The 22,347-nt window shown below is 47.5% G+C and carries 18 protein-coding genes; 16 read left to right on the forward strand and 2 right to left on the reverse strand.

Annotated features, from left to right (window positions below):
- Positions 1–22: 22 nt before the first annotated feature.
- The 8 genes from RQP52_RS06365 to RQP52_RS06400 all read left to right on the forward strand — a co-directional run bounded on the left by RQP52_RS06365 (position 23) and on the right by RQP52_RS06400 (position 9,565).
- On the forward strand, positions 23–1,786 hold the full coding sequence (locus RQP52_RS06365; protein ID WP_315950170.1) for an ABC transporter ATP-binding protein: 1,764 nt from the start codon (positions 23–25) through the stop codon (positions 1,784–1,786).
- Positions 1,783–3,660 carry an ABC transporter ATP-binding protein gene (locus RQP52_RS06370; RefSeq protein ID WP_315950171.1) on the forward strand — a complete coding sequence of 626 codons (1,878 nt, stop codon included), beginning with the start codon at positions 1,783–1,785 and terminating at the stop codon, positions 3,658–3,660. The genes RQP52_RS06365 and RQP52_RS06370 overlap by 4 nt, the downstream gene beginning before the upstream one ends.
- A gap of 404 nt (positions 3,661–4,064) precedes the next feature.
- On the forward strand, positions 4,065–4,580 hold the full coding sequence (locus tag RQP52_RS06375) for a GNAT family N-acetyltransferase (RefSeq protein ID WP_315950172.1): 516 nt from the start codon (positions 4,065–4,067) through the stop codon (positions 4,578–4,580).
- Positions 4,581–4,598: 18 nt separating this feature from the next.
- A complete protein-coding gene (locus tag RQP52_RS06380) occupies positions 4,599–5,270 on the forward strand; it encodes an HAD family hydrolase (RefSeq protein WP_315950173.1) in 672 nt (223 codons plus the stop codon).
- 16 nt (positions 5,271–5,286) lie between these two features.
- The gene (locus RQP52_RS06385) at positions 5,287–5,709 is read left to right on the forward strand and encodes an SRPBCC family protein (protein ID WP_315950174.1); all 423 of its coding nucleotides are present in this window, start codon (positions 5,287–5,289) and stop codon (positions 5,707–5,709) included.
- Positions 5,710–5,711: 2 nt separating this feature from the next.
- Positions 5,712–6,506, forward strand: coding sequence for a lipid II flippase Amj family protein (locus tag RQP52_RS06390; RefSeq protein ID WP_315950412.1), 795 nt, complete (start codon positions 5,712–5,714; stop codon positions 6,504–6,506).
- 83 nt (positions 6,507–6,589) lie between these two features.
- Positions 6,590–7,468 (forward strand): radical SAM/SPASM domain-containing protein, encoded by an 879-nt coding sequence (locus RQP52_RS06395; protein WP_127458297.1) that lies wholly within the window; start codon positions 6,590–6,592, stop codon positions 7,466–7,468.
- Positions 7,469–7,615: 147 nt separating this feature from the next.
- Positions 7,616–9,565 (forward strand): ATP-dependent DNA helicase, encoded by a 1,950-nt coding sequence (locus RQP52_RS06400; protein WP_315950175.1) that lies wholly within the window; start codon positions 7,616–7,618, stop codon positions 9,563–9,565.
- A gap of 11 nt (positions 9,566–9,576) precedes the next feature.
- On the opposite strand, the gene RQP52_RS06405 is transcribed toward RQP52_RS06400, so the two are convergent.
- Positions 9,577–11,379 carry an ABC transporter substrate-binding protein gene (locus RQP52_RS06405; RefSeq protein ID WP_315950176.1) on the reverse strand — a complete coding sequence of 601 codons (1,803 nt, stop codon included), beginning with the start codon at positions 11,377–11,379 and terminating at the stop codon, positions 9,577–9,579.
- 140 nt (positions 11,380–11,519) lie between these two features.
- On the opposite strand from RQP52_RS06405, the gene RQP52_RS06410 reads away from it, so the two are divergent.
- The 4 genes from RQP52_RS06410 (at position 11,520) to RQP52_RS06425 (ending at position 16,410) form a co-directional block, all read left to right on the forward strand.
- Complete coding sequence (locus RQP52_RS06410) at positions 11,520–13,037, forward strand: DUF4153 domain-containing protein (protein WP_315950177.1); 1,518 nt, start codon at positions 11,520–11,522, stop codon at positions 13,035–13,037.
- 58 nt (positions 13,038–13,095) lie between these two features.
- Entirely contained in the window at positions 13,096–14,646 is a 1,551-nt protein-coding gene (locus tag RQP52_RS06415) for an RNA polymerase sigma factor (protein WP_315950178.1), read from the forward strand.
- Positions 14,647–14,712: 66 nt separating this feature from the next.
- Positions 14,713–15,492, forward strand: coding sequence for a VOC family protein (locus RQP52_RS06420; RefSeq protein WP_315950179.1), 780 nt, complete (start codon positions 14,713–14,715; stop codon positions 15,490–15,492).
- Positions 15,493–15,579: 87 nt separating this feature from the next.
- A complete protein-coding gene (locus tag RQP52_RS06425) occupies positions 15,580–16,410 on the forward strand; it encodes a sugar phosphate isomerase/epimerase family protein (protein ID WP_315950180.1) in 831 nt (276 codons plus the stop codon).
- A gap of 307 nt (positions 16,411–16,717) precedes the next feature.
- On the opposite strand, the gene RQP52_RS06430 is transcribed toward RQP52_RS06425, so the two are convergent.
- A complete protein-coding gene (locus RQP52_RS06430; RefSeq protein ID WP_315950181.1) occupies positions 16,718–17,122 on the reverse strand; it encodes a CBS domain-containing protein in 405 nt (134 codons plus the stop codon).
- Between the two features lie 255 nt (positions 17,123–17,377).
- On the opposite strand from RQP52_RS06430, the gene RQP52_RS06435 reads away from it, so the two are divergent.
- From RQP52_RS06435 to RQP52_RS06450, 4 genes are all read left to right on the forward strand, one after another.
- On the forward strand, positions 17,378–18,349 hold the full coding sequence (locus tag RQP52_RS06435) for a Gfo/Idh/MocA family protein (RefSeq protein ID WP_315950182.1): 972 nt from the start codon (positions 17,378–17,380) through the stop codon (positions 18,347–18,349).
- A 206-nt stretch (positions 18,350–18,555) separates the two neighbouring features.
- On the forward strand, positions 18,556–19,698 hold the full coding sequence (locus RQP52_RS06440) for an acyl-CoA dehydrogenase (RefSeq protein WP_315950183.1): 1,143 nt from the start codon (positions 18,556–18,558) through the stop codon (positions 19,696–19,698).
- Positions 19,699–19,731: 33 nt separating this feature from the next.
- Positions 19,732–20,841: a citrate synthase gene (gene mmgD / locus RQP52_RS06445; RefSeq protein WP_315950184.1), complete on the forward strand. Its 1,110-nt coding sequence runs from the start codon at positions 19,732–19,734 to the stop codon at positions 20,839–20,841.
- A gap of 39 nt (positions 20,842–20,880) precedes the next feature.
- The gene (locus RQP52_RS06450) at positions 20,881–22,329 is read left to right on the forward strand and encodes a bifunctional 2-methylcitrate dehydratase/aconitate hydratase (protein WP_315950186.1); all 1,449 of its coding nucleotides are present in this window, start codon (positions 20,881–20,883) and stop codon (positions 22,327–22,329) included.
- Positions 22,330–22,347: the final 18 nt, after the last annotated feature.

Genomic DNA, 22,347 nt, shown 5'->3' on the forward strand with positions numbered 1-22,347 from the left:
AATCACTGGAGGACCTTACATAATGAAGGTAAAACCGAAAAAGAGTAACTCCATGGGGCAATACGCTGAGCTTCTGAGCCGATATTTGTTCCCGCAGAAAGGTACACTCGTTTTATTGACGCTGCTTTTATTCGCATCTATAGGACTGCAGTTAGTCAATCCCCAAATCATCCGCTATTTTATCGATCAGGCGCAAGCTGGTAGTGCCATGCAGCCATTGATCACTGCAGCTATTTTCTTTATCGGTTTTTCGCTTGTGCAGCAGCTCGTCTCCGTCATCGCAACGTACTATAGCGAAAATGTCGCTTGGAAAACAACGAATAAATTGCGCGTTGATTTGGCGGCGCATTGCTTGTCCCTGGATATGTCCTTTCATAAATCTCATACATCTGGTTCGCTTATCGAACGAGTAGACGGCGATGTGAATGCGCTTGCGAATTTCTTCTCCAGCATGATTATTCATCTATTCGGCAACCTGCTACTGATGGCAGGCATTATTGTGCTATTATTCCGGGAGAATTGGATCATTGGCGCAGGGATGGCTTTTTTCGTCGTCTTTGCTGTTTTTATGATTCAGTGGATTCGTAAATTCGCAGTTCCTGTATGGGCGGGATGGCGGCAGGCGAATGCCGAGTTTTACGGTTTTATTGGCGAGCATTTGGAAGGAACGGAGGATATCCGCGCCAATGGAGCAGTAGGATTCGTGATGAATCGTTTTTATACGATGTTAAGAAAAATGCTGCCACTGCGAGTCAAAGCCTTTCTGGGTTTCTGCGCGATGTGGAATATGTCGATTTTCGTTTTCGCCTTGGGCAATGCCATGGCTTTTGGAATTAGTGCTTATCTGTGGTATAGCCAGAACATCTCTCTCGGAACGGTGTACTTAATTTTCTTTTATACAGAGCTCTTAGCTAAGCCAATTGAGAAAATCCGTACGCAAATGGAGGATTTGCAGAAGGCGGATGCCAGTATTTCCCGGATTCGTGAACTGTTTGCTACGCAATCCGAGATTAAGGATGGACCGGGAGTGCTGCTGCCAAAAGGACCGCTTAGTGTTGAATTTCGCGATGTGACGTTCAGTTACGACGGGGACCAGCCTACGCTCAAAGGCGTAGAGTTGAATTTGAAGCCAGGAGAAGTCTTAGGCTTACTTGGGCGAACCGGCAGCGGCAAGTCAACGATGGCTAGACTTCTGCTGAGGTTTTATGATCCGCAAAGCGGTATGATTGCGTTAGGCGGAACGGATATACGCAACTGCACGTTAGCGGAACTTCGGAAGCATGTCGCATTGGTGACGCAAAATATTGAAATTATGCAGGGAACCATTCGTGATAATTTAACTTTTTATGATCATGCCATTACGGATAAAGAAATTGTCGATGTGCTCACGGAACTTGGACTCGGCTCATGGTATGAGTCAATGCCTGAAGGCCTGGATACGATGCTGGCCTCCGGAGGAGGCAGTTTATCGGCGGGAGAAGCGCAATTGCTGGCCTTCGCGCGGGTTTTTTTAACGAAACCGGGACTTGTCATCATGGACGAAGCATCCTCGAGGCTAGACCCTCTGACCGAGCAACGCATTGAAAAAGCCGTATCCAAATTGTTGACCGAACGATCCTGTATCATGATCGCGCACCGATTAGCTACCGTACAGCGCGCCGATCATATCCTCATTTTGGATAATGGTCATGTGATGGAAACGGGGAGAAGAGAACAGTTAGCCGCAGACCCGAATTCCCGATTCAGCCAATTGCTTGCAACAGGGCTTGAGGAGGTGCTGGTATGACTACGTTCCAGTATTTATGGCGGCTTATTATGTACCGTCCTGGGCGTTATTTTATTAATGCATTTGCTTGGACGATTATTTACTTGGCGCCGATCGTACCAGGTTTGATTACGAAGCAATTTTTCGACTCTTTGACAGGGAAGTCCATGCTGGGTTATGGCGTCTGGGGCTTGATTGCGCTGCTCATAGCTGCCGCTTTAGGACGTATATGCCTCATTATTATCGGGTTTATAACGGATGTTCATTTCCGGTTTCGGATGGGGATGCTGCTGAGACGGAATTTGCTTGAGCATGTTTTGAAGCAGCCAGGGGCACAAGCGATTCCGGTTTCTCCAGGGGAAGCGATTAGTCATTTCCGGGATGATGTGGATCAATCGGAAGAGGCGGCAAGCTGGTCTGTTGATGTATTTGGTTTGACTTGTTTTGCTATTGTGTCCGGTTATATTTTGATACGCATTGATGCTCAAATGACCCTGCTCGTGTTTCTGCCAATTGTGCTTGTCATTACGGCTGCACAGCTGGCGACGGTTCGCCTGCAGAAATATCGCGCGGCAAGCAGAGAAGCGACTTCCAAAGTGACCGGGGAAATCAGCGAAATGTTTGGTAACGTTCAAGCCATTCAAGTGGCGGGAGCCGAGGACCGCGTCATTGAGCGCTTCCGCAGCTTTGGCGACAATCGTCGAAAAGCGATGCTCAAAGACCGACTCATGACGGAGCTGCTGGATTCCGTTTTTTCCAATTCCGTGAACCTGGGTACAGGGCTCATCCTTCTTCTAGCCGGTACAAAAATGAGAGCTGGCACTTTTACAGTCGGGGATTTTGCGCTGTTCGTTTACTATTTGACCTTCGTGACGCAATTTATTACGAATGTGGGGAAATTCATTACGTATTTTAAGCAGATGAGCGTGTCGCTGGAACGGTTAACGTTTTTATTGCAAGGAGCTTCGGCGAAGGTTCTAACGATGGTTAATTCGCTGCATTTGAAGCCAAGCAGAGCGGAGAGGATCGGGGATGGAGGAAAGCAGAGCAAGGGTGCGGCGTTCGAGGGTAAGCGCAGCGTGAGGCAAAGCGAAGCTGCAACGCTCGGGAGCGAGAGCGGAGGGAAGGAGAGCGATAATGCTGTGCTCGAGAGCGGAGCTGAGCTGCAGCGGCTTGATGTGAATGGATTGAGCTACGCCTATGCGGATACGGGCAGGGGCATCTCAGACATTCACTTCAGCTTGCGAAGAGGATCGTTCACCGTCGTAACGGGAGCGATCGGCTCTGGCAAAACCACGCTGGTGCGTTCCCTCCTTGGGCTTCTGCCCAAAGGGAAAGGAACGATCGCGTGGAACGGAGTGCCCGTCGAAGACCCGGGCACCTTCTTCACCCCGCCGCGGAGCGCCTACACCGCGCAAGTGCCGCGGTTGTACAGCGATACGCTGCGCAACAATATTTTGCTCGGGCAAGCGGAGCAAAGTGACAGCTTGCAGCAGGCGCTGCACGCGGCGGTGCTCGAGTACGACGTCGCACAGCTGCCCGGCGGGCTGGACACCGTCATCGGCCCGCGCGGGGTGAAGCTCTCCGGCGGCCAGGCGCAGCGGACGGCCGCAGCGCGCATGCTCGTGCGCGACGCCGAGCTGTACGTCTTCGACGACCTGTCGAGCGCGCTCGACGTGGAGACGGAACAGAAGCTCTGGGAGCGGATGTTCCAGCGTCGAAGCGATGCGACCTGCTTGGTCGTCTCGCACCGCAAAACGGCGTTGACGCGTGCCGATCACATCATTGTGATGAAGGAGGGACGCATCGAAGCCGAAGGTACGTCGGAGGAGCTGCTGCAGCGCAGCACGACGTTCCGAGAACTTTGGTACGGCGATGAGCGGCAATCAGAGTGATGAATAAAAAAGAGAGCCTTAGGGGCTCTCTTTTTTATTCATGTTTGTTGGAGGAGCAACTGGAAATTCTACCGTTAAAAATTACACGAACTAAGGTTTTGATGAAGTAACTGGAATTTCAGGAGTTATTTCAGTCGATTCGCCTTGTTTCTGATGAAACTTGAGAAAATAGCTTGATCATTTCCATCTATTGGTTCATGAGCAACAGAAATGAACAAATTAGCATCACATTTTCCAGTAAAACTTATGGGAAAGGTAATGAGTGATGGGATTAGTATGAGGATGAGTGAAGGATGATGCTGAATTCGCAACTTATTGATGAGATGCAACCATATTTTTTACAAGCATTTAAAGGGAAATCCTAGTAGATAAACGAATATTTGATTTTGAGGGGAGGTTCAATCATGAGAATCAGAACTGAGGAAATTCAAGATCATGAGGCGGTCTATCAGCTGAATGTGGAGGCTTTTGGACATAGAGAAGACGAAGCTCAACTGATTGAGCGTATCCGGGCTTCAGAGGGTTTTATACCGGAGTTGTCGATTGTGGCGGAGATGGATCATCAGCTTGCAGGCCATATTTTGCTAAGTAAAGCGAGCGTAGTGGATGAGGACAAAGAACACGAGGTCATCGTATTAGCCCCAATAGCAGTAAAGCCGGACTTTCAAAAACAAGGCGTTGGCGCTCAACTTATCCAGGAAGGTATCCGTAAAACAAAAGAACTAGGATACGGGGCTATATTTCTGATTGGTCACGCCAGCTATTATCCGAAATTTGGATTTGTACCTGCTAGGACTTATGGATTTGAGTTAAAGCAGTTTGAGGTGCCAGATGAAGTATTTATGGTTTGTGAAATCACAGAAGGTTTTCTAAAGGATTGGAGCGGAGAGCTTCGATATCCGGATTCATTTTTTAGCTAGAAAGGTGTGAAGGCTCCCGTGTTAAAAGCCATTATTTTTGATCTGGACGGAACGCTGCTGGATCGAGATACATCTTTGAAAGCTTTTGTGGAAAATCAGCACCAACGGATGGCTGAGCTTCAGCATATTGATAAATCCGTGTATGTGAACAGGTTTGTGGCCCTAGATCAGAGAGGTTACGTATGGAAAGATCAAGTGTATCAGCAGCTCATACATGAATTTGATCTTGCTTTGCAGTGGGAGGACTTATTAGAGGATTACATGCATCAATTCAGCTTGCACTGTGTCGGGTTTCCAAATCTTCATGAGCTTTTAATCTACTTGAAAGAAAGCGGTTTTAAGCTAGGCCTAATTTCCAATGGTTACGGTACATTTCAGATGAAAAATATGGAAGCGTTAAGGATTTCGACCTATTTTGATACGATACTCGTTTCCGAAATAGAAGGGCTGCGCAAGCCGGATCCTGAGATTTTTCATAGAGCATTACATAGATTGGGAGCACAGCCTGGTGAAGCAGCCTATGTCGGTGATCATCCGGAAAATGATGTTCAGGCAAGCCGAAGGGTGGGAATGAAGGGAATCTGGAAGGAAGACGACCATTTCGCAGGTAATTTTGAGCGAGAGTACACGATTAGGGATCTGATGGAGTTGAAGAAATACTTAGAGCAGTTGCACACTGGATCGACATAGCGAAGGGGGAGTGCTAATGAATTCAGAGAATATGGTAGGACTTACGGCGGCTGCAGGCTTTCAGATCGGTGTCAGAAGGACGATTACTTTAAGTCAAGAGAAGGCATGGGAATTATTGACTTCGCCGCAAGGCCGCAAGCTTTGGTTAGGGGAGACGCCTACTATCCTTTTCGAAAAAGGGTATGCGTTTTGCACAAAAGAAGGAATTAACGGGGTTCTTCGTGTGGTTAAACCGAATGAACAGCTACGTCTCTCTTGGCAGCCTGCAAGTTGGGCGGAAGCATCGACACTGCAAATTCGGCTGCTGCCCGCCGCTACTCCCGGCAGAACGACAATTAGTTTTCACCAAGAAAAGCTCGACAGCATGCAGCGCAGAGAAGAAATGAAGGTGCGTTGGGAAGCCGTCCTGAAACGGCTGATGGAGTTAAAGATCAAATGACGATGACGAATACACTCATTTTGGTGTTCATTTTAACGATGATCATTCATACCGCTGAAACCTTATCCTATTCCATACGTTTTGCCGGGGTGAAGGTGAACAAACTGGCAGTAGCGCTATCGCTAGTTGGTATCGTAGTGCTCGTTTCTCGAACAGCCAATTTAATTCAAGCGCCTATGACGGCTAATTTCGTCGACTATGCCAAGGCTGTCCCGACTTTTGATTTAGAAAGATACTTACGGATATCTTTGTTCGCATCGTCCATTGGCACGCTGATCGCCATTGCCTTATTTCCTTCTTTTATCAACCTCAGTGTAAGAGTTATTGCTCGCTTGGAAGTGGCAGGTTCTATCCCGAAACTCATTTCAAGCGTGAAGATAGAGCAGTTGAAGAACACCAAAAATTACTTAAAAAAGCCTAAGTTCAAGCTTAGCCAGTTCCGCTATTTAGGCGTGTCCAAAAGATTTTTAGTCATCAACATCCTAGTAACTGCCTTTTATTCTGTGGGGGTGCTGTCATCTTTGTATGCGGCGCATTTGTTACCTGCGTATGCAACAACGGCCTCCCAGGCATCAGGTCTCATCAATGGGATCGCCACGATCCTGCTCACCATTTTCATCGATCCACAGTTAGGGCTCATCACCGATAAAGCGCTGCAGGACGAGTCACAACGTAGTCAGCTTGGGAAAATTTATGCATTGCTCATGACATCCCGTTTTCTAGGTACTTTGCTGGCCCAAGTATTTCTTATTCCTTCGGCCTATTTTATCGGATGGATGGTGAAATGGATTTTCTAATTCTTTCAATTCCTTTCTTTCAGGAGAGCAGCTTGTTATAATAGCTATTATCATAGTAGCGCAGCTAGAAACGGAGCCATGGCATGAAGAAGTTTAAAAAGTTTTATATTGAGATTACAAGTGTATGCAACCTGGCTTGTACGTTTTGCCCGCAAACGAAGCGGCAGGCTAATTTTATTAAGATAGATACGTTTACGAACATTCTTGATCAAATCAAGCCGCATACGGATCACATTTATCTGCATGTCAAAGGAGAGCCTTTGCTGCATCCCAAGATCGACGAACTGCTTGATTTGAGCCATGAGAAAGGCTTTAAAGTTAATATTACGACCAACGGAACGTTGATTAATAAAAATAGGCATAAGCTGCTGGACAAACCGGCCCTTCGACAAATGAATTTCTCATTGCACAGTTTTGACGGGCATGAAGGTTCGGAGGATAAAGAAGGCTATGTGATGAGCATCTTACGTTTTGCCAAGGAAATTGTAGCTAAGTCTAATGTTATTATCTCTTTCCGTTTATGGAACTTAACGATGGATAATCAAACGAATCAGGAGCGGCAGCGGAATCGTGAAGTATTGGAAATGCTGGAGAGAGAGTTTGAGCTGGATTACAAAATTGATGAGGAATTTGTGCGTGGAAGCGGTGTAAAACTCGCAGAGCGCGTGTATCTGAACCAGGATCATGAGTTTCAATGGCCGGATTTGAAAGCGCAAGAGATTGAAGGGCCAGGTTTCTGCCATGCTCTGCGGAATCAAGCGGGCATCCTGGTTGACGGTACGGTCATTCCATGCTGTCTCGATGGGGAAGGCGTTATTAATTTGGGAAATATTAACCATACGCCGTTTTCTGAGATTGTTGAAGGGGAGCGGGCGAACCGTTTGTTCGAAGGCTTTTCGAGACGGGAAGTCGTAGAAGAGTTATGCCGCAAATGCGGATATCGAGAACGTTTCAGCATGTAAAATGAAGTTGATCACAGATGGGAAGCTTCTTCATCTCCACTGTTAAAGCGGAGTGAATGAAGCTTTTTTCTATCTTTCTTTGCTTTTGTATCTAGTTAGTGAGATAATACAAGTTTGATTAGATTTCTATTTTTGGGGGCTTGTAACGTGGGACGGTATCCATTCGATTATGATCATTCACAGCCATTCATGCAGCAGGTTTCTGACTGGATTGCTGATTTATTCTATGAGGTTTTACCAGAAGCAGGATTTGAAGTTCGCGATGAACAGATCTATATGGCGTTTCAGCTGGAGCGGGCTTTTGCGGAGAAACAAACCATTTTTGCTGAAGCGGGTGTAGGAACCGGGAAAACACTTGTCTATTTGTTATATGCGATTTGTTATTCCAGACTCACTAACAAACCAGCTATCATCGCGTGTGCGGACGAATCATTAATTGAGCAATTGGTCAAGCCTGGCGGAGATATTGACAAATTAATGCGGCACTTGGATCTTGTAATTGATGCTCGGCTTGCCAAATCACCTGATCAGTATCTGTGTCTTCAGAAGCTGGATGAAGCCCGATTTGGACATGAAGATATAAGCTTATACCGTGATCTGCATGCTGGTTTGCCTGACTTTGTCCACACACGAGAGGCTCTGCAGTCCTTTTATGCATACGGAGATCGGAAAGACTACCCGAATTTGAACGATGAGCAGTGGGAACGTGTCAGTTGGGATGCTTATCAGGATTGTTTCGTCTGCGATAAACGGCACCGCTGCGGTCAAACCTTATCCCGAGAGTCGTACCGGAAATCCGCTGATCTCATTATTTGCTCCCATGATTTTTACATGGAACATGTTTGGACGTATGAGGGACGGAAGCGGGAAGGTCAGTTGCCGCTATTGCCGGAGCATTGTGCAGTTGTTTTCGATGAAGGACATTTGATGGAGTCGGCTGCACAGAAAGCTTTGACCTACAAGCTAAAGCATACGGTTTTTGAAGAGTTAGTGGTCCGGTTGTTAAAAGGGGAAGTGCGCGAGACATTAGCCGTCTGTATTGACCAGGCTATTGAGCAAAGCGAATACATGTTCGAAGTGCTGGAAAGCTGCTGCCGACCAATCCCGGGCTCGGATCGCAAGCAGATTGTGATGAATGAGCAATTGCTGCGTGAGATTCACCGATTGTGTGATATTTTATCACAAATTGAAGAGGAGCTTGTCTTTGAGAGTGAGATGTTCACTTTGAATGACTATCAGCTCAAAATTGTCGAAGAGCATTTGGAAATGATGCAGAAAGCGCTGGCGTTATTCCGTCACGATCAAGCTTTCATCTGTTGGGCAACGGAAAGTATAACGGGTTTAAGCTTAGTGGTCATGCCAAGAACGGTGAAAGAAGTGCTTAGAGAGCAAGTGTTTTCTGCCAAAATGCCAATCGTGTTCTCCTCCGCTACGTTATCCGTAGAGGGAACGTTTGATTATGTGGCGGACAGCTTGGGATTGGACAAGTATTTATCGTTCTCCGTGGACTCGCCGTATGATTATGCAGAACGTATGGAAGTGCTCGCACCCAAATGGACTTCCGGCGGAAATTTCCAGGAGAAAATGGAGGCAGCTGTCAAGCTGCTGCAAAGAACGGAGGGCCGGGCGCTAATTCTATTCCCGACCCATGAAGAGCTGCGGCGGTTTAAGCAAGAGATTCTGAAGCGGAGTGAGTGTGAGAAGCTGCGGTTTCTATTTGAAGGCGATCAAGAAATCAGCCATCTCATTGCGTCTTTCCAAGGCGACGAACATAGCGTGCTTGCTGCGGTAAGTTTATGGGAAGGGCTTGATGTGCCTGGTCCATCACTGTCGAATGTTATTATTTGGGCGCTTCCGTTCCCACCGCAAGACCCTGTGTTTATGGCCAAACGGGAAGCAGCCGCGAATGCTTATGTGGAAGTGGACATTCCTTACATGCTGTTAAGACTGAGACAAGGGATTGGCCGCTTGATCCGTACGCGGGAAGATAGCGGGATTATCGCTATCTTTAGCGAGGAGATGCACACGAATGAAACGCTTCGTGAACATATTGAACATGTGCTGCCTTCAGGCGTAGCACTGACGTATAGTCTGTAATGGGCGTTTGTTTAGGTGAACCAAATGTCGCGAAATCGTACCCACCCGAGGGAATCGAACGAAATCCCGCGAATTGACGGGTGGTAAGCGGTTTTGAGATGTTTCCGATATAGAAAAAGCAAGCTGTAACGCTGCTTGAGCTGTGATTCTAACTGCTCGAGCAGCGTTTTTCTGCGTATCGGGTCGATTTCATTACGGAGCAGCTGCAAGCTGTCATCAAGCAAGCGCTGCACTTCAGGCGCCGCATGCTGCTGCATGCTTTTGTACATATCGTAAAGCCGCAGCTCACGGTGCTCGTCAATCATAATGGCGAAGAGAACAAGATCAGCCGACATGCGCAGTTCGCCATTGAATTGCTCAGCAGGAATGAGCATGATTTGGAGGGTGATGCCCGCTAAAGCGTACATGTTCTGTAATAGAAGCGCATCCTGCTCGTATTGCGGAATTGTAGCTAACGTAAGCGTCTCCCCTTGATAACCGGCAGTGTAGAGCAAATGCTCAAAACTTGTTGGTGCTGTTGAATAAGGGAGGGGAGCAAGGACTTCTTCTTGTTCCTCTGTAGCTGACCTCGGAAAGAAAGAGTTTGCCGATTCGATCACATCCCCGGAAAGCTGCTCTAATAAATAAGCTTGATCTAATGCCAGACTGAGCGCTTGGCGAATGAGTGGATTTCGTAAAGGGCCTTCTTTTCTCTCATTCACGGTCATGAATTTTGTGGTCATGCCCGATTGCCGCACTTGCTGCCAGCGCTGAGCGTCCATGTCCGAAATTCGTACATTGTGCATGACTTGGAAAGGCAGCTTATGAGTAGAGTCAGACAAATGTTCATTCTCTGGCAGCGTCCACACCTCGACACGATCCAGGAAACCTCGGCCTTGAAAATACGCAGGAAATGCCTCCAGAATCCAAATGCCGTGCTCATGCCCCGCTAAGCGAAAAGGACCTGTCCCGACAGGGTTCGTTCCCATCCAACCTCCGGCTGCCTCACACGCATCTTCAGGAACAATCGCAGCTCGATTCGTGCTCAAGAAGCCCAAAAACAATTCGTTGCGCTCTACTAAGCGGATAACAACGGTCGTCTCATTCGGGCATGAAATCTGCTCGATTCCTGCATAAGCCCAGCTGTACAGTCCGCGTGGCGCTAAGCGCCGAAGCCTTTCCAGCGCATATTTCACGTCGCTGGCGGACATTTCGCGCCCATGGTGAAAGCGCACGCCTTTTCGGAGATAAAACGTCCAAACGGTTCTTGTTTCATCAACTTCCCATGCATGCGCCAAATGAGGCACGATGTGCTCCCCCTTCGAATCCATCCGGACGAGACCGTCGAATAGCTGATTCACCAGATGAGATTCCCCCGCATAATGGATGGCAGCGGGATCTAACGCATGGATGGTTTGAGTCAGAGGAAAGCGCAGCACATCCGATCGGCGATCACCCTGAAGCTCGGAACGAAAGCCGAATTGACCAGACAACCAATCTTGGAACTGCTCTCGTAAGTGAGAGGAATGTTCAGTTGATTGCAGCAGTCCAAGAGCAGATTGCAAATCTTGCTTAGCCACGAACTGTTTGGCTTCTTCCAAAAGTAATTGCTCTTTGCGCATATGAAAAATGAGGGTCGAGCGATTGCCGCGGCCCTTTTTGGGTTGCCAGGTGAGCCACTGTTCTTGCTGCATTCGCTTAAGTAGTAGCACCATATTGCGATGTGTGCAATCTAACTGTGCAGCAAGCTCTTCGAGCGTTGTCTCCAGCGGAGACTCTTCTTGAAGCTGTGGAAAGGCATGTCGAAGTGTCAAATAATGCTTGCGAATTTTCATTAAGTGCCTCCGTCATAAAATATGAAATTTCCGAAAATAATCTTACACTTTTTGTTCTTGTTTTAAAGGTTACAATAAAAGGCAGGAATTATCAATTCCTTGCAATTCTATATCGTTATGATTAAAGGAGAGAAAGTTCAATGAGAGATCCAGCTCCATGGCAAAGAAAATATAGCTACATGTTAGCGTACGCTTGTTTATTCGGTCTGCTGGTACAATATTTATTTATCGGCCGACCAGCAGGTGTTTCTGTCTTTCTAAGCGTTGCCGGTTTCTATGGACTTTATTTTTATTCGATAAAAGGCCGATTAGGTGGATTTGAGCCATGGAAAGGGCAGAGTACGGCAGGGTGGTTGCTGATGGTGCCGGTTGGTTTGTTGGCCTTGACCTATGCCTTGTTCGCAAACCGTTTTTTTCACCTGCTAAATATGATCGCTCTTCCGCTTTGTATCGTGATGCAAACGGTCGTGTTGTCAAGGAATAGCAAACATGCGTGGTACCATGCCACATTTTTGCAAGACATGGTTAGGCATGTTATCAGCAGTCCGATTACGTATCTTCCTGTACCTTTCGGAATGTTGAAGGCATGGCTGCCAAGCGGAGGTAACCATAAAGATTCGTCTTGGGGAAAAGTCGTAAAAGTTTTGGCAGGTCTGCTGCTGGCAGCGCCAATCCTGTTTATCGTCACCCTGTTGTTAGCTTCAGCTGACCAGATATTCTTTTCCTGGATCGCGGAGATTCCAACATGGTTCAGTGGCGCGTCCATAGGGGAAAGTGTAGGACGAATCATTCTTGCGGTTGTGATTAGCATTTACTCTTTTTGTTATATGTGGGGACTGCTTTTCCCAAAACTCACTGAAGCATCGCACCCATTCGACAGTCAGAAAGATGAAACTGCTGCCGCTACGGAAGTCGTAGTCCGGAGCAAAGCGCAGCTTGACCCAATCACAGCAGGAACGCTGCTTATATGTGTGAATGTTGTTTATGTGCTGTTTGCGATTATCCAGTTTTCTTATTTATTCGGGGCTGCAGATGGCCTGCTGCCATCCGGTGTAGCGTATGCGGAATATGCGCGCAGAGGTTTCGCAGAGCTGGTTGTTGTTGCTCTAATCAATGTATCGCTGCTATTTCCTGGTTTACATTGGATTCGTTCAAGCAGTCCATTAGGAGAAAAAATCCGAAAAGTGCTGCTTACTTTGTTGGTAGCCTGCACGATAGTCATGCTAATCTCTGCTTATGGAAGGCTTTCGCTTTATGAAGAAGCTTATGGATTTACGCAAACGAGACTGCTTGTGCATGGGTTTATGATCTTCCTTGGCATTTTGTTTATCCTTGCTTTTTTCCGGATTTGGATAGAAACGATGTCGATGTCCAGAGCCTACATAACGACGGCCATACTTGCTTATTTGGTGATGAACTACATGAATCTCGACCACCGGATTGCTATTAACAACATGGAGCGCTATGAAAAAACGGGTGTCATCGACCTTGAATATTTGGGAAGACTTTCAACCGATGTAGTTCCCGCTTTGAAGGAACTGCAGGTGAAGCATCCCGAGTTAAGTTCTGTTCAACAAACCATAGATCGTGTGATGAGTGATCAAAAGAACAAAACTTGGCCATCCTGGAATCTATCCAGCTATCGAGCGAATAGGTAGGAGAATCGGTCTTTATTAGCGAATATAGACGGGAAATAAACACGGCAGGAGGTTGCCAGTGGGGAACCATAATGATTTGCCCGATCTTATTCGCCGCGTCAAAGAGGGAGATCCGATTGCTTTTGAGCTGCTGCTCAGCGCCTATCGTTCAGCTGCCTTATCGTGGGCGCAAGCCGTCGTTCGCGATGCTTTTCTCGCGGAAGATGTGGTCCAGGAAGCTTTTCTCAAAGTAAAAGACAACATACACGCTCTGAAAGATGAAGAGAAATTCGGTACGTGGTTTCGGGTTATGGTTCGCCGTATCGCCATGAATTCGATTCGTGGAGCTGCTAACCGGAGCGAATATGTTACGGAGGATATACCGGAAACAGGTTGGGAAGCGTTCAGCGGGGGAGAAGTGTTCAGTCCAACAGCATGGCAGGAACGGGAAGAAGGCGAAGATCTGATTCGCAGTTCCATGCGCCCGCTTTCTGAGCAGGCACGCGAGGTTTTAAGCGCGAATGCATTTGATGATGCGACGACGGAAGAACTGGCTGCCCGCTTCGGCATGAAACCAAGCAATATTTACAATTTGCTGTCTCGCGCTCGGGTGAAAGCGAATGAAGAGCGATTCCGCAAGGAAATCGAGCGTTATCTGGAGGTACGGAAGAAGAGTGGTCACAGAGCCGCCAGAACGCTGCCACTTCCGGTGTTTTCTCGGCCTTATGCATTTCTATCGGTTATGATCGGTGAAGCGCTTCGAACTGTAGGAGAGGAACACATTTCCCATACGGAGCTGATGGGGATCTCAGGGGATGCATTCCGTTTGAATGTGGCGAAAAGCTGTCATTCCCAAGGGATCTCAACGTTTGACTGGAGTTACACCGCCTATCGCATTCTAGAACGGCTCGGCGTTCACGGGACCTGCTTTGGACGTCCTCAACGAAAGACGTTAACGCCGGAACAGCAAGTTCATATCTTATCCATTCTTCATGGTTCTATCGACCAAGGTGTTCCTGCGATTATTTGGAACATGCAAAGTAATGAGTTTGGGTTTATATATGGCTACGATGACAACGAGCAGAAAATCCTATATCTAGGTCATAACCGAGAGGAACGGATTGTCCGTTATGACCAGTTGGGACGAAAGGCTGATCAGCCGCCATTGTTCGTCCTTGGTATTCGCGGGAGAGTGGCGCCTTCTCAGACAGTGGACGCCACACTGCGAGCGATTATTGATCATGCAAGAGGGAAAGAGCCTCCGCTTGCTGGCTATGCCTTCGGCCTTGACGGTTACCGCCTCTGGCTGGAGGCGGTAAAGGATGGTTCGCTTGATCTGCAAGGACATGCCTATCAAGTGGCGATTTTAGCCGAAGCTCGGCATCATGCTGCTCAGTATTTGCTCGAGTTGTCAAATAGCAGCAACAATGATTGGCGTAAGCAGCGGCTTGCCGAAGCGGCAGCATGCTATACACAAGTCAGCGAATCGTTTACTCGCTTGTATCCGAGCTTTCCATTCGGATATGGTGGCAGTCATGCAGGCCGAATGAGCAAGATTGGAGAGGAACTACGGCTCGCTTGGGAGGCCGAAAAAGAAGGCATCCAAATGATTGCATCTATTGTGGAATGAGCGTGATAGAAATTACGCAGCCGCTGTGTCTATAAGTTGAACGACTATCTAAGGAGGAAAACGAAGATGTCACATCCGATTAATGCTTTTATGCCAGCCGTATTTGTTCCCGTTCACGATCTTAAACGAGCTATTGAATGGTATGCGAATTTGTTTCAGCGCCCGATCGTGCCTCAGCCTGATCAGGACACCCATGGTATTTATATTTTTGCTTTGGAGGAAACGGAAATCATTCTGGACAGGAATACCTGGGGGTCTCCACCGACGGTGATGTTCGATGCCGATGATATCCATGCTGCCCATCAATTTTGTGAGCATAGACCTCATACGGTATTGACAGAGGCTTTTACTGACGAATATATATCCGTTTTTAATATAAACTCTCATATGGTTTGCAAAGCGAATCGTGACTTAGGTCTAAAACCGGGCAGGCCAACGAATGCACATTTGCGAAAAATTAGCCGCATCTTGGTGCATACCGATGATATTGAGGATACGACGGCTTGGTATGAAGCTTTTGTGGGGAAAAGCGCCGGTTCAGACCCGCGTTTCGGCGATTTGCCAGCGATTCTGATGGATCGCGGCCCTCATTTGCTCATTGACGATAATCGGCTAAGTCATTCCCAAAGTAAATACTTTGAGCAGCTGCAAGTAGAAACTCGCACGAATCCGATTATGATCATGGAATCGCCGGATTTGGACGCTGCCCTTGCGCATGTCCATTCTGTAGGGGGTCTTGTGAAAGAGGGGATTGAAAAGAGGTTGGGTGTAACCTGTTTCCATTTTCAAGATCCTGATGGCAACGGATATCTGGTTGTGGAAGAAGTGGACAAAACAGCACAATAAGAGATGAGACGGCGAGATGGCATATGGTGTTCAGCAATACGTATTTGGTAAAATATGACCAAATAGAGCTAGGGAAGGGTTGACAATATGCCATTTTTATCGTTGACGAGCTGGAGCTTGCACCGACTGCTGGGGCCATTACGCTGGACACGCTGGGATGAATCTACGCACTCCCAAATCACGGCTGCGCAAGAGCAACCGGAACATCTTACACTGCTTGAGCTTCCCGCTGTGCTTGCCGACAAAGGGTTTGCCTCTTTGGAGGTTTGCCATTTTCATTTTCCGGAAACGAGCGCAGCGTATCTTACTGCATTGAAACAATCGTTCCAAACAGCAAATGTTCGCTTCTACACGCTGCTACTCGAGTACGGCGATATCTCTAGCGCTGATGAGGATCGCAGAGCCTCGGACATCGCTTGGATCAAGGGATGGATCGATATTGCCGCCCGTGCAGGAGCAGAAAGAGTTCGTGTGATTGCTGGCGATGCGGAGCCTTCAGACGCGCAAGCCTTAACGCGTTCCGCTAATGCAATACGAGAATTAGGCGAGTATGCCGGTTCACGCGGCGTTAGGGTGGTTACGGAAAACTTCCACTCATTGACTTCCGTAGCAGATAACTGCCTTGCTTTGCTAGAGAGATGCGAAGATGTCCTAGGGTTCACATCCGATTATGGCAATTTCAAAGGAAGCGACAAGTTCGATGCGCTCGCCAAAACGATTCCATACAGTGAATCCATCCATGCCAAAGCGCAAACGGATAGCGAAGGATTTCCGGATGAAGAAGAGTTCATTCGGTGCATGGAGATTGCAAAGCAAGCAGGGTATGAAGGACCGTTTACACTCGTCTATGATGGACCTGGCGACATGTGGGAAGGGATTGAGCGTGTTCGGAAGCTTGTTGCTCCGTATGTTGACTAACTAATCCTGCTTGGCAAGGAAGGTCAGGATAAGACTTACCATTACCTGCAAAAAATACAGTAAATTCAGCAGCTGTCACCTGAATGATTATTATCAACTGCATTTTGTACAGGTAATTTTCGTTGAAACCAACGAAATAGTTGATTTCCTTGAAATTACCTGCACCTTTTACAGTAAAATATGGCATTTCATGAAGATACAGCTAAATAACTGTACTTTATGCAGCAATCTTAAACATGTACAGATTTAAGGCAGTTGCCTTAAAAAGAAAAAGGAACGGAGGCACAGCCTCCAGTTCCTTTTCATTTTAATCCGTAATGTTATTCATATAGTAAGCGATAATATCTTTGCGGCGGATAATACCTAAGAAAATTTGTTTGTCATCGACGACAGGAACAAAGTTTTGATCGGCTGCTTTGGCCAGCATATCCTCCATAAACGCATCAATGCAAACACATTCGTTGCGAATATGTTTTTTTATGCTGCTTACCGGGATGTCATCCATGTTCTCAAAGCTTACGCCAGGCTTATTTTTGAGCGTCCACAACAGGTCGCCTTCGGAAAGTGTACCTACGTACTTTCCGCCTTCATCGACGATGGGAAGTGCTGTATAATAGTGCTGCTCTAATTGTTCCATTGCTTCCTTCATGGAAGAGGTTGACTTAATAAAGGCTACTTTATCTTTCGGAAATAGAAATGAGGCAGTTTTCATGGTCAGTAATTACCTTTCAGGGAATTTTCAAAACATGATACATCCATTAAACCATACTTTTGGCCAGATGACCTTGAAAGATCTTGCCAAAATCGACAGAGACTTCATTATCATATACCCAAATCATGATAATTACTAACATTACGATTAAAATTTTATCAGAAAAAATTTAGTAGAGAAAAGATTGTCATCTGCGTATATACTTGTCTTATGGGAATCTATGCTAATTTGAGCCACTAGGAGGCGTATATCAACATGTTGAAAATTGCAATTGCCGGAACAGGATGGTTTGCTGAGAAGCATGCAAGTTTGTTAGCTGCCAGGGAGGATGCGCAAGTCGTTGCTTTTCTTGGTTCTTCGCTGCCAAAGGCGGAGAAGATGGCGCAGAAATTCGCTGGCGCACAAGCTTTTGACGAGATAGAGATGATGTTGGATACGGTTAAACCAGACGCCGTATACATAAGTGTACCGCCTATAGCGCATGGTAGTATTGAAGAAGCCATCGTCCAGCGAAATATCCCATTCCTGATTGAAAAGCCGATCGGGTTGGACATGGAAACTGTGAATCGCATCCAAGCGCAGGTGAATAGCAGGGATATCATCACCTCGGTTGGTTATCATATCCGATATACGGACACTGTGCAGAAGGCGAAAGAGCTGCTGGAAACCCGCAAAGTCGGAATGGCGGTTGGCAGTTGGTTAGGAGACATGCCGGGTGTTCATTGGTGGCGTAAGCAAAATGGGTCCGGCGGTCAATTTGTCGAACAAACAACACATATTGTGGATTTGGTTCGCTATTTGGTTGGCGAAGTGGAAGAAGTGTACGCGGTTTATGCGCAGCGCCACATGCATACGAAGCACGACGGCGTTGAAGTGGCTGATGTCGGGGCTGTGACATTGAAGCTCGCAGGTGGAGCCGTGGCGTCAATCACGAATACGTGTATGCTGCCTTTCGGTCATCGATCGGGATTGGAACTGTTTACAGATCAAGGTGTTTTGGAAATTCAACAAAATCGGTACTTAAAGAATCATGAAAGTACGCAAACAACGGAGTATAAGAACATCCTCAATCCTTATGAAATTGAAACGGATGCGTTCTTGCATGCGATCAAAACCGGAGACCGGTCGCGGATTTTGACAGATTACGCCGACGCGGCTATCACGCTGCGCATTACCTTAGCGGCATTGGAGTCTTCCGTAAGCGGAATGCCGATTAAATTAAGATAGTCCTGAGAAGAAACATCGCTAAATAGCGGTGTTTTTTCATTTTCGGGTAATTTCATAGCCTGTCAGGTATAAGCCTTCGGAAAGGCGTGTATATATAAAACATGTTGTTGGAAGCGGTTACAACTTGTCCCATGAAGAAGCAAATCACCGATCTTATCCTCGGCTAAACATGCAGGAATAGCGATCATGTCGAAGGAGGCGGTCATATGGAACTGTCCTTAACGGATGAACAGAATATGATTCGTGCTATGGTGCGGGATTTTGCCAAAAACGAAATTGAACCTACGGCTGCTCAAAGGGATGAAGAAGAGCGATTCGATCGGACCATATTCGATAAAATGGGCGAGCTTGGCCTGACGGGAATCCCGTGGCCTGAAGTATACGGGGGCATCGGATCTGATTTCTTGACGTATGCCATCGTCGTCGAGGAGCTCTCGAAGGCTTGCGCTTCTACAGGTGTGATGTTATCCGTGCATACGTCATTAGTTTCATGGGCGATCTCGAAATACGGGACGGAAGCGCAGAAAATGGCGTTTTTGCGGCCGCTGGCTCAAGGCAAGAAGCTTGGCGCTTACAGCTTGACAGAAAGCGGTTCAGGCTCTGATGCGGGAGCGATGAAAACAATGGCCGTCAAGGACGGGGACCATTATGTGCTAAATGGTTCCAAGTTATTTGTCACGAATGGAGGGGAAGCGGATGTCTATATCGTTTTTGCTATGACGGATCCAGTGAACAAGAAGCGCGGGTGCAGCGCATTTCTTGTGGAGAAAGGGACTGAGGGATTTATTTTCGGCCACAAGGAGAAAAAGCTGGGCATTCGCTCTTCGCCAACGCTCGAGCTGCGTTTTGAGAACTGCCGAGTGCCCGCAGTACATTTGCTCGGGGTTGAGGGAGAGGGCTTCCGAATCGCGATGCGAAGTCTGGACGGCGGGCGAATCGGCATTGCCGCGCAAGCGCTCGGGATTGCCCAGGCGGCGATGGAGGCATCGATTAGCTATGCGAAACAGCGCAAGCAGTTCGGAAAGCCAATCGGGGAGCAGCAGGCGATTGCTTTTAAACTGGCTGATATGGCTACCAAGATTGAAGCTGCCAGACTGCTGACCTATCAAGCCGCGTGGAAGGAAAGCAAGGGCTTGCCGTACGGGAAGGAGGCCGCTATAGCGAAGCTTTTTGCCAGTGATACGGCTGTTGCTGTCAGTCTTGAAGCTGTCCAAATTTTCGGAGGTTATGGGTACACGAAAGATTATCCGGTTGAACGTTATATGCGCGACGCTAAGGTTACACAAATCTATGAAGGGACGAACGAAATTCAGCGTATTGTGATTTCCCGCATGCTGCTTGCCGACTAAACGCGGCAGGAAGAGAGAAAGGGGAGCGATGAGATGAGTAACAGCTATCACCCTGGACTGGAGAACGTTATTGCTAGTGAAACGGGAATTTCATATCTGGATGTCGAGAAAGAAGAAATTGTTGTTCGCGGATATGACCTCATCGAGCTTGCGCAACAGGTTACCTATCTGGATGTTGCAGGGCTATTGCTTGAGGGAGTGCTGCCTAATGAAAATGAACGATCATCGTTCGAAGAAAGAATTAAAGATGAATATGGATTGACATCGAACATTTGTTCTATCCTTCGTTTACTGCCAGAGCAAGCTAACCTTATGGATGTGCTGAGAACGGGGATTTCAGCTTTGGCCAGCTACGATGACGAGCTTGAAGATCGTTCTAAGGAGGCAAATACGCGAAAAGCGATCAGGTTGCTGGCAAAGGTGCCGCAAATTGTAGCAAATGGCTATCAAGCCAAGACCAAACAAACGTTCGTAGAACCTCGAAAAGACTTATCCTATTCTGCTAATTTTTTGTACATGATAACGGGTCAAGTACCTTCAAAGATGGAAGAGGATATTTTCGACCAATCTCTGATCGTCTACAGTGAGCATGAAATGCCGAATTCGACATTCGCGGCAAGGGTAATTGCTTCGACACAGTCCGACCTGTACGGCGCGCTAACCGGAGCAGTTGCCTCATTGAAAGGAACGCTGCACGGCGGCGCTAATGAAGCTGTCATGGAGATGCTGCTTGAGGCAGGTTCGGAAGGCAACTTGGAAACGCTCATGTTAAGCAAATTAGCTCGGAAGGAACGCATTATGGGTTTCGGTCATCGGGTTTATATGAAAAAAGCCGATCCGCGCGCGTTGTTGATGAAAGATGCGTTAGCTGCGCTTTCGTTAGAGAAAAATCAACCTGAGCTGTACACGATGTGTGTGGTTGGTGAAGAAGTCATGAAACGCGAGAAGAATCTTCATCCGAACTTGGACTATTATGCAGCTCCTGTTTATTATTTGCTCGGCATTCCGATTGAATTGTTCACTCCGGTATTTCTCGCTGCCCGTACGATTGGCGTCAGCAGCCATGTAATGGAGCAGCACGCAAATAATCGGCTATTCCGGCCTCGTGTCCTATACACAGGACCTCGTAACTTACATCCTTGAGGGCTGGAAATTCATTTGCCAGAAAGGACGACAGTGTAAATGAGCGGATTCGAGAACTCGGCCGATAAGGAGATGACTTTTGACCCGTTAATTGAAGAAATAGCCGACTATACACTAAACGCGCATATTGAAAGCGAAGAAGCGTATCGCATTGCGCAGCATGTGCTGTTGGATTCCCTAGGAACCGGCTTGCTGGCGCTGCGTTTTCCGGAATGTGCGAAACATCTGGGCCCGATTGTGCCGGGAGCGAGTTTGCCTGGAGGCGCCCGAGTTCCGGGTACACGGTACGAATTGGACCCGGTGCATGCGGCATTCAATATCGGGTGCATGATCCGATGGCTCGACTATAATGACACGTGGTTGGCGGCTGAATGGGGGCATCCATCCGATAATCTAGGCTGTATCGTGGCGCTTGCCGACTATATTAGCCGCAGCAGGGTAGCAGAGGGCAAAATGCCGCTCTACGTGAAGGATATTCTTACGATGTCGATTAAGGCGCATGAGATTCAAGGCGTGCTGGCCTTAGAAAATAGTTTAAATCGTGTGGGATTAGACCATGTTCATCTTGTAAAAATAGCGTCAACGGCCGTAGCGACTGCCATGCTTGGCGGAACGAAGGCGGAGGTGTGCAGCGCGCTCTCGAATGCCTGGATTGATGGAGCCAGCTTAAGAACTTACAGGCATGCGCCTAATACTGGCTCGCGCAAGTCCTGGGCTGCAGGGGATGCGACTAGTCGCGCGGTGCGTCTGGCCTTAATGGCTGTCGGCGGTGAGATGGGGTATGCAACCGCGCTTTCGGCCAAAACATGGGGTTTCCAAGATGTGTTGTTCCGAGGCAAGGAGCTGACTTTAGGGCGAGAGCTGGGTTCCTATGTAATGGAAAATATTTTATTCAAAATATCATTTCCTGCCGAATTTCATGCGCAGACAGCTGTGGAATGCGCGCTAGAGCTGCATCCCTTGGTAAATGAGCGTATAGAGGAAATTAAGTCTATCACGCTTACCACCCATCAATCCGCCATCCGGATCATTGATAAAAAAGGACCTTTGTTTAACCCGGCGGATCGGGATCATTGCTTGCAGTACATGGTTGCCATCGGGCTGCTGTACGGAACACTGACGGCTGAGCATTATGAAGAAAGCATCGCAAAAGACCCGCGTATTGATGCTCTTAGGGCGAAGATGATCGTCACGGAAGAGGAGCAGTACAGTAAGGATTATCTGGACCCGGACAAACGCTCGATTGCGAATGCGGTGCAAATTCATTTTCAGGATGGCACCTCAACCGAGAAAGTCGTCTGTGAATACCCAATCGGTCATCGCAGGCGGCGAACAGAAGGTCTGCCTAAGGTGATAGAGAAATTCGAGACGAACCTTGTGACCCGCTTCCCTAGGAGAAAATCATACGACATTTTGGACCTTACGCTTGACTATGAGCGTTTCATTCAGACGCCATGTCAGGATTTCCTATCGCTTTTTGTTATTTGACCGATGGTATGCACAAAA

Source organism: Paenibacillus violae, assembly GCF_032461945.1.
Lineage (GTDB): Bacteria > Bacillota > Bacilli > Paenibacillales > NBRC-103111 > Paenibacillus_E > Paenibacillus_E violae.

Bases quoted from the DNA above. Each gene is read 5' to 3' on its own strand.
- RQP52_RS06365 (WP_315950170.1), top strand. From the start codon at position 23: ATGAAGGTAAAACCGAAAAAGAGTAACTCCATGGGGCAATACGCTGAG.
- RQP52_RS06370 (WP_315950171.1), top strand. From the start codon at position 1,783: ATGACTACGTTCCAGTATTTATGGCGGCTTATTATGTACCGTCCTGGG.
- RQP52_RS06375 (WP_315950172.1), top strand. From the start codon at position 4,065: ATGAGAATCAGAACTGAGGAAATTCAAGATCATGAGGCGGTCTATCAG.
- RQP52_RS06385 (WP_315950174.1), top strand. From the start codon at position 5,287: ATGAATTCAGAGAATATGGTAGGACTTACGGCGGCTGCAGGCTTTCAG.
- RQP52_RS06390 (WP_315950412.1), top strand. From the start codon at position 5,712: ATGACGAATACACTCATTTTGGTGTTCATTTTAACGATGATCATTCAT.
- RQP52_RS06395 (WP_127458297.1), top strand. From the start codon at position 6,590: ATGAAGAAGTTTAAAAAGTTTTATATTGAGATTACAAGTGTATGCAAC.
- RQP52_RS06405 (WP_315950176.1), bottom strand. From the start codon at position 11,379: ATGAAAATTCGCAAGCATTATTTGACACTTCGACATGCCTTTCCACAG.
- RQP52_RS06410 (WP_315950177.1), top strand. From the start codon at position 11,520: ATGAGAGATCCAGCTCCATGGCAAAGAAAATATAGCTACATGTTAGCG.
- RQP52_RS06420 (WP_315950179.1), top strand. From the start codon at position 14,713: ATGTCACATCCGATTAATGCTTTTATGCCAGCCGTATTTGTTCCCGTT.
- RQP52_RS06425 (WP_315950180.1), top strand. From the start codon at position 15,580: ATGCCATTTTTATCGTTGACGAGCTGGAGCTTGCACCGACTGCTGGGG.
- RQP52_RS06430 (WP_315950181.1), bottom strand. From the start codon at position 17,122: ATGAAAACTGCCTCATTTCTATTTCCGAAAGATAAAGTAGCCTTTATT.
- RQP52_RS06435 (WP_315950182.1), top strand. From the start codon at position 17,378: ATGTTGAAAATTGCAATTGCCGGAACAGGATGGTTTGCTGAGAAGCAT.
- RQP52_RS06440 (WP_315950183.1), top strand. From the start codon at position 18,556: ATGGAACTGTCCTTAACGGATGAACAGAATATGATTCGTGCTATGGTG.
- mmgD (WP_315950184.1), top strand. From the start codon at position 19,732: ATGAGTAACAGCTATCACCCTGGACTGGAGAACGTTATTGCTAGTGAA.
- RQP52_RS06450 (WP_315950186.1), top strand. From the start codon at position 20,881: ATGAGCGGATTCGAGAACTCGGCCGATAAGGAGATGACTTTTGACCCG.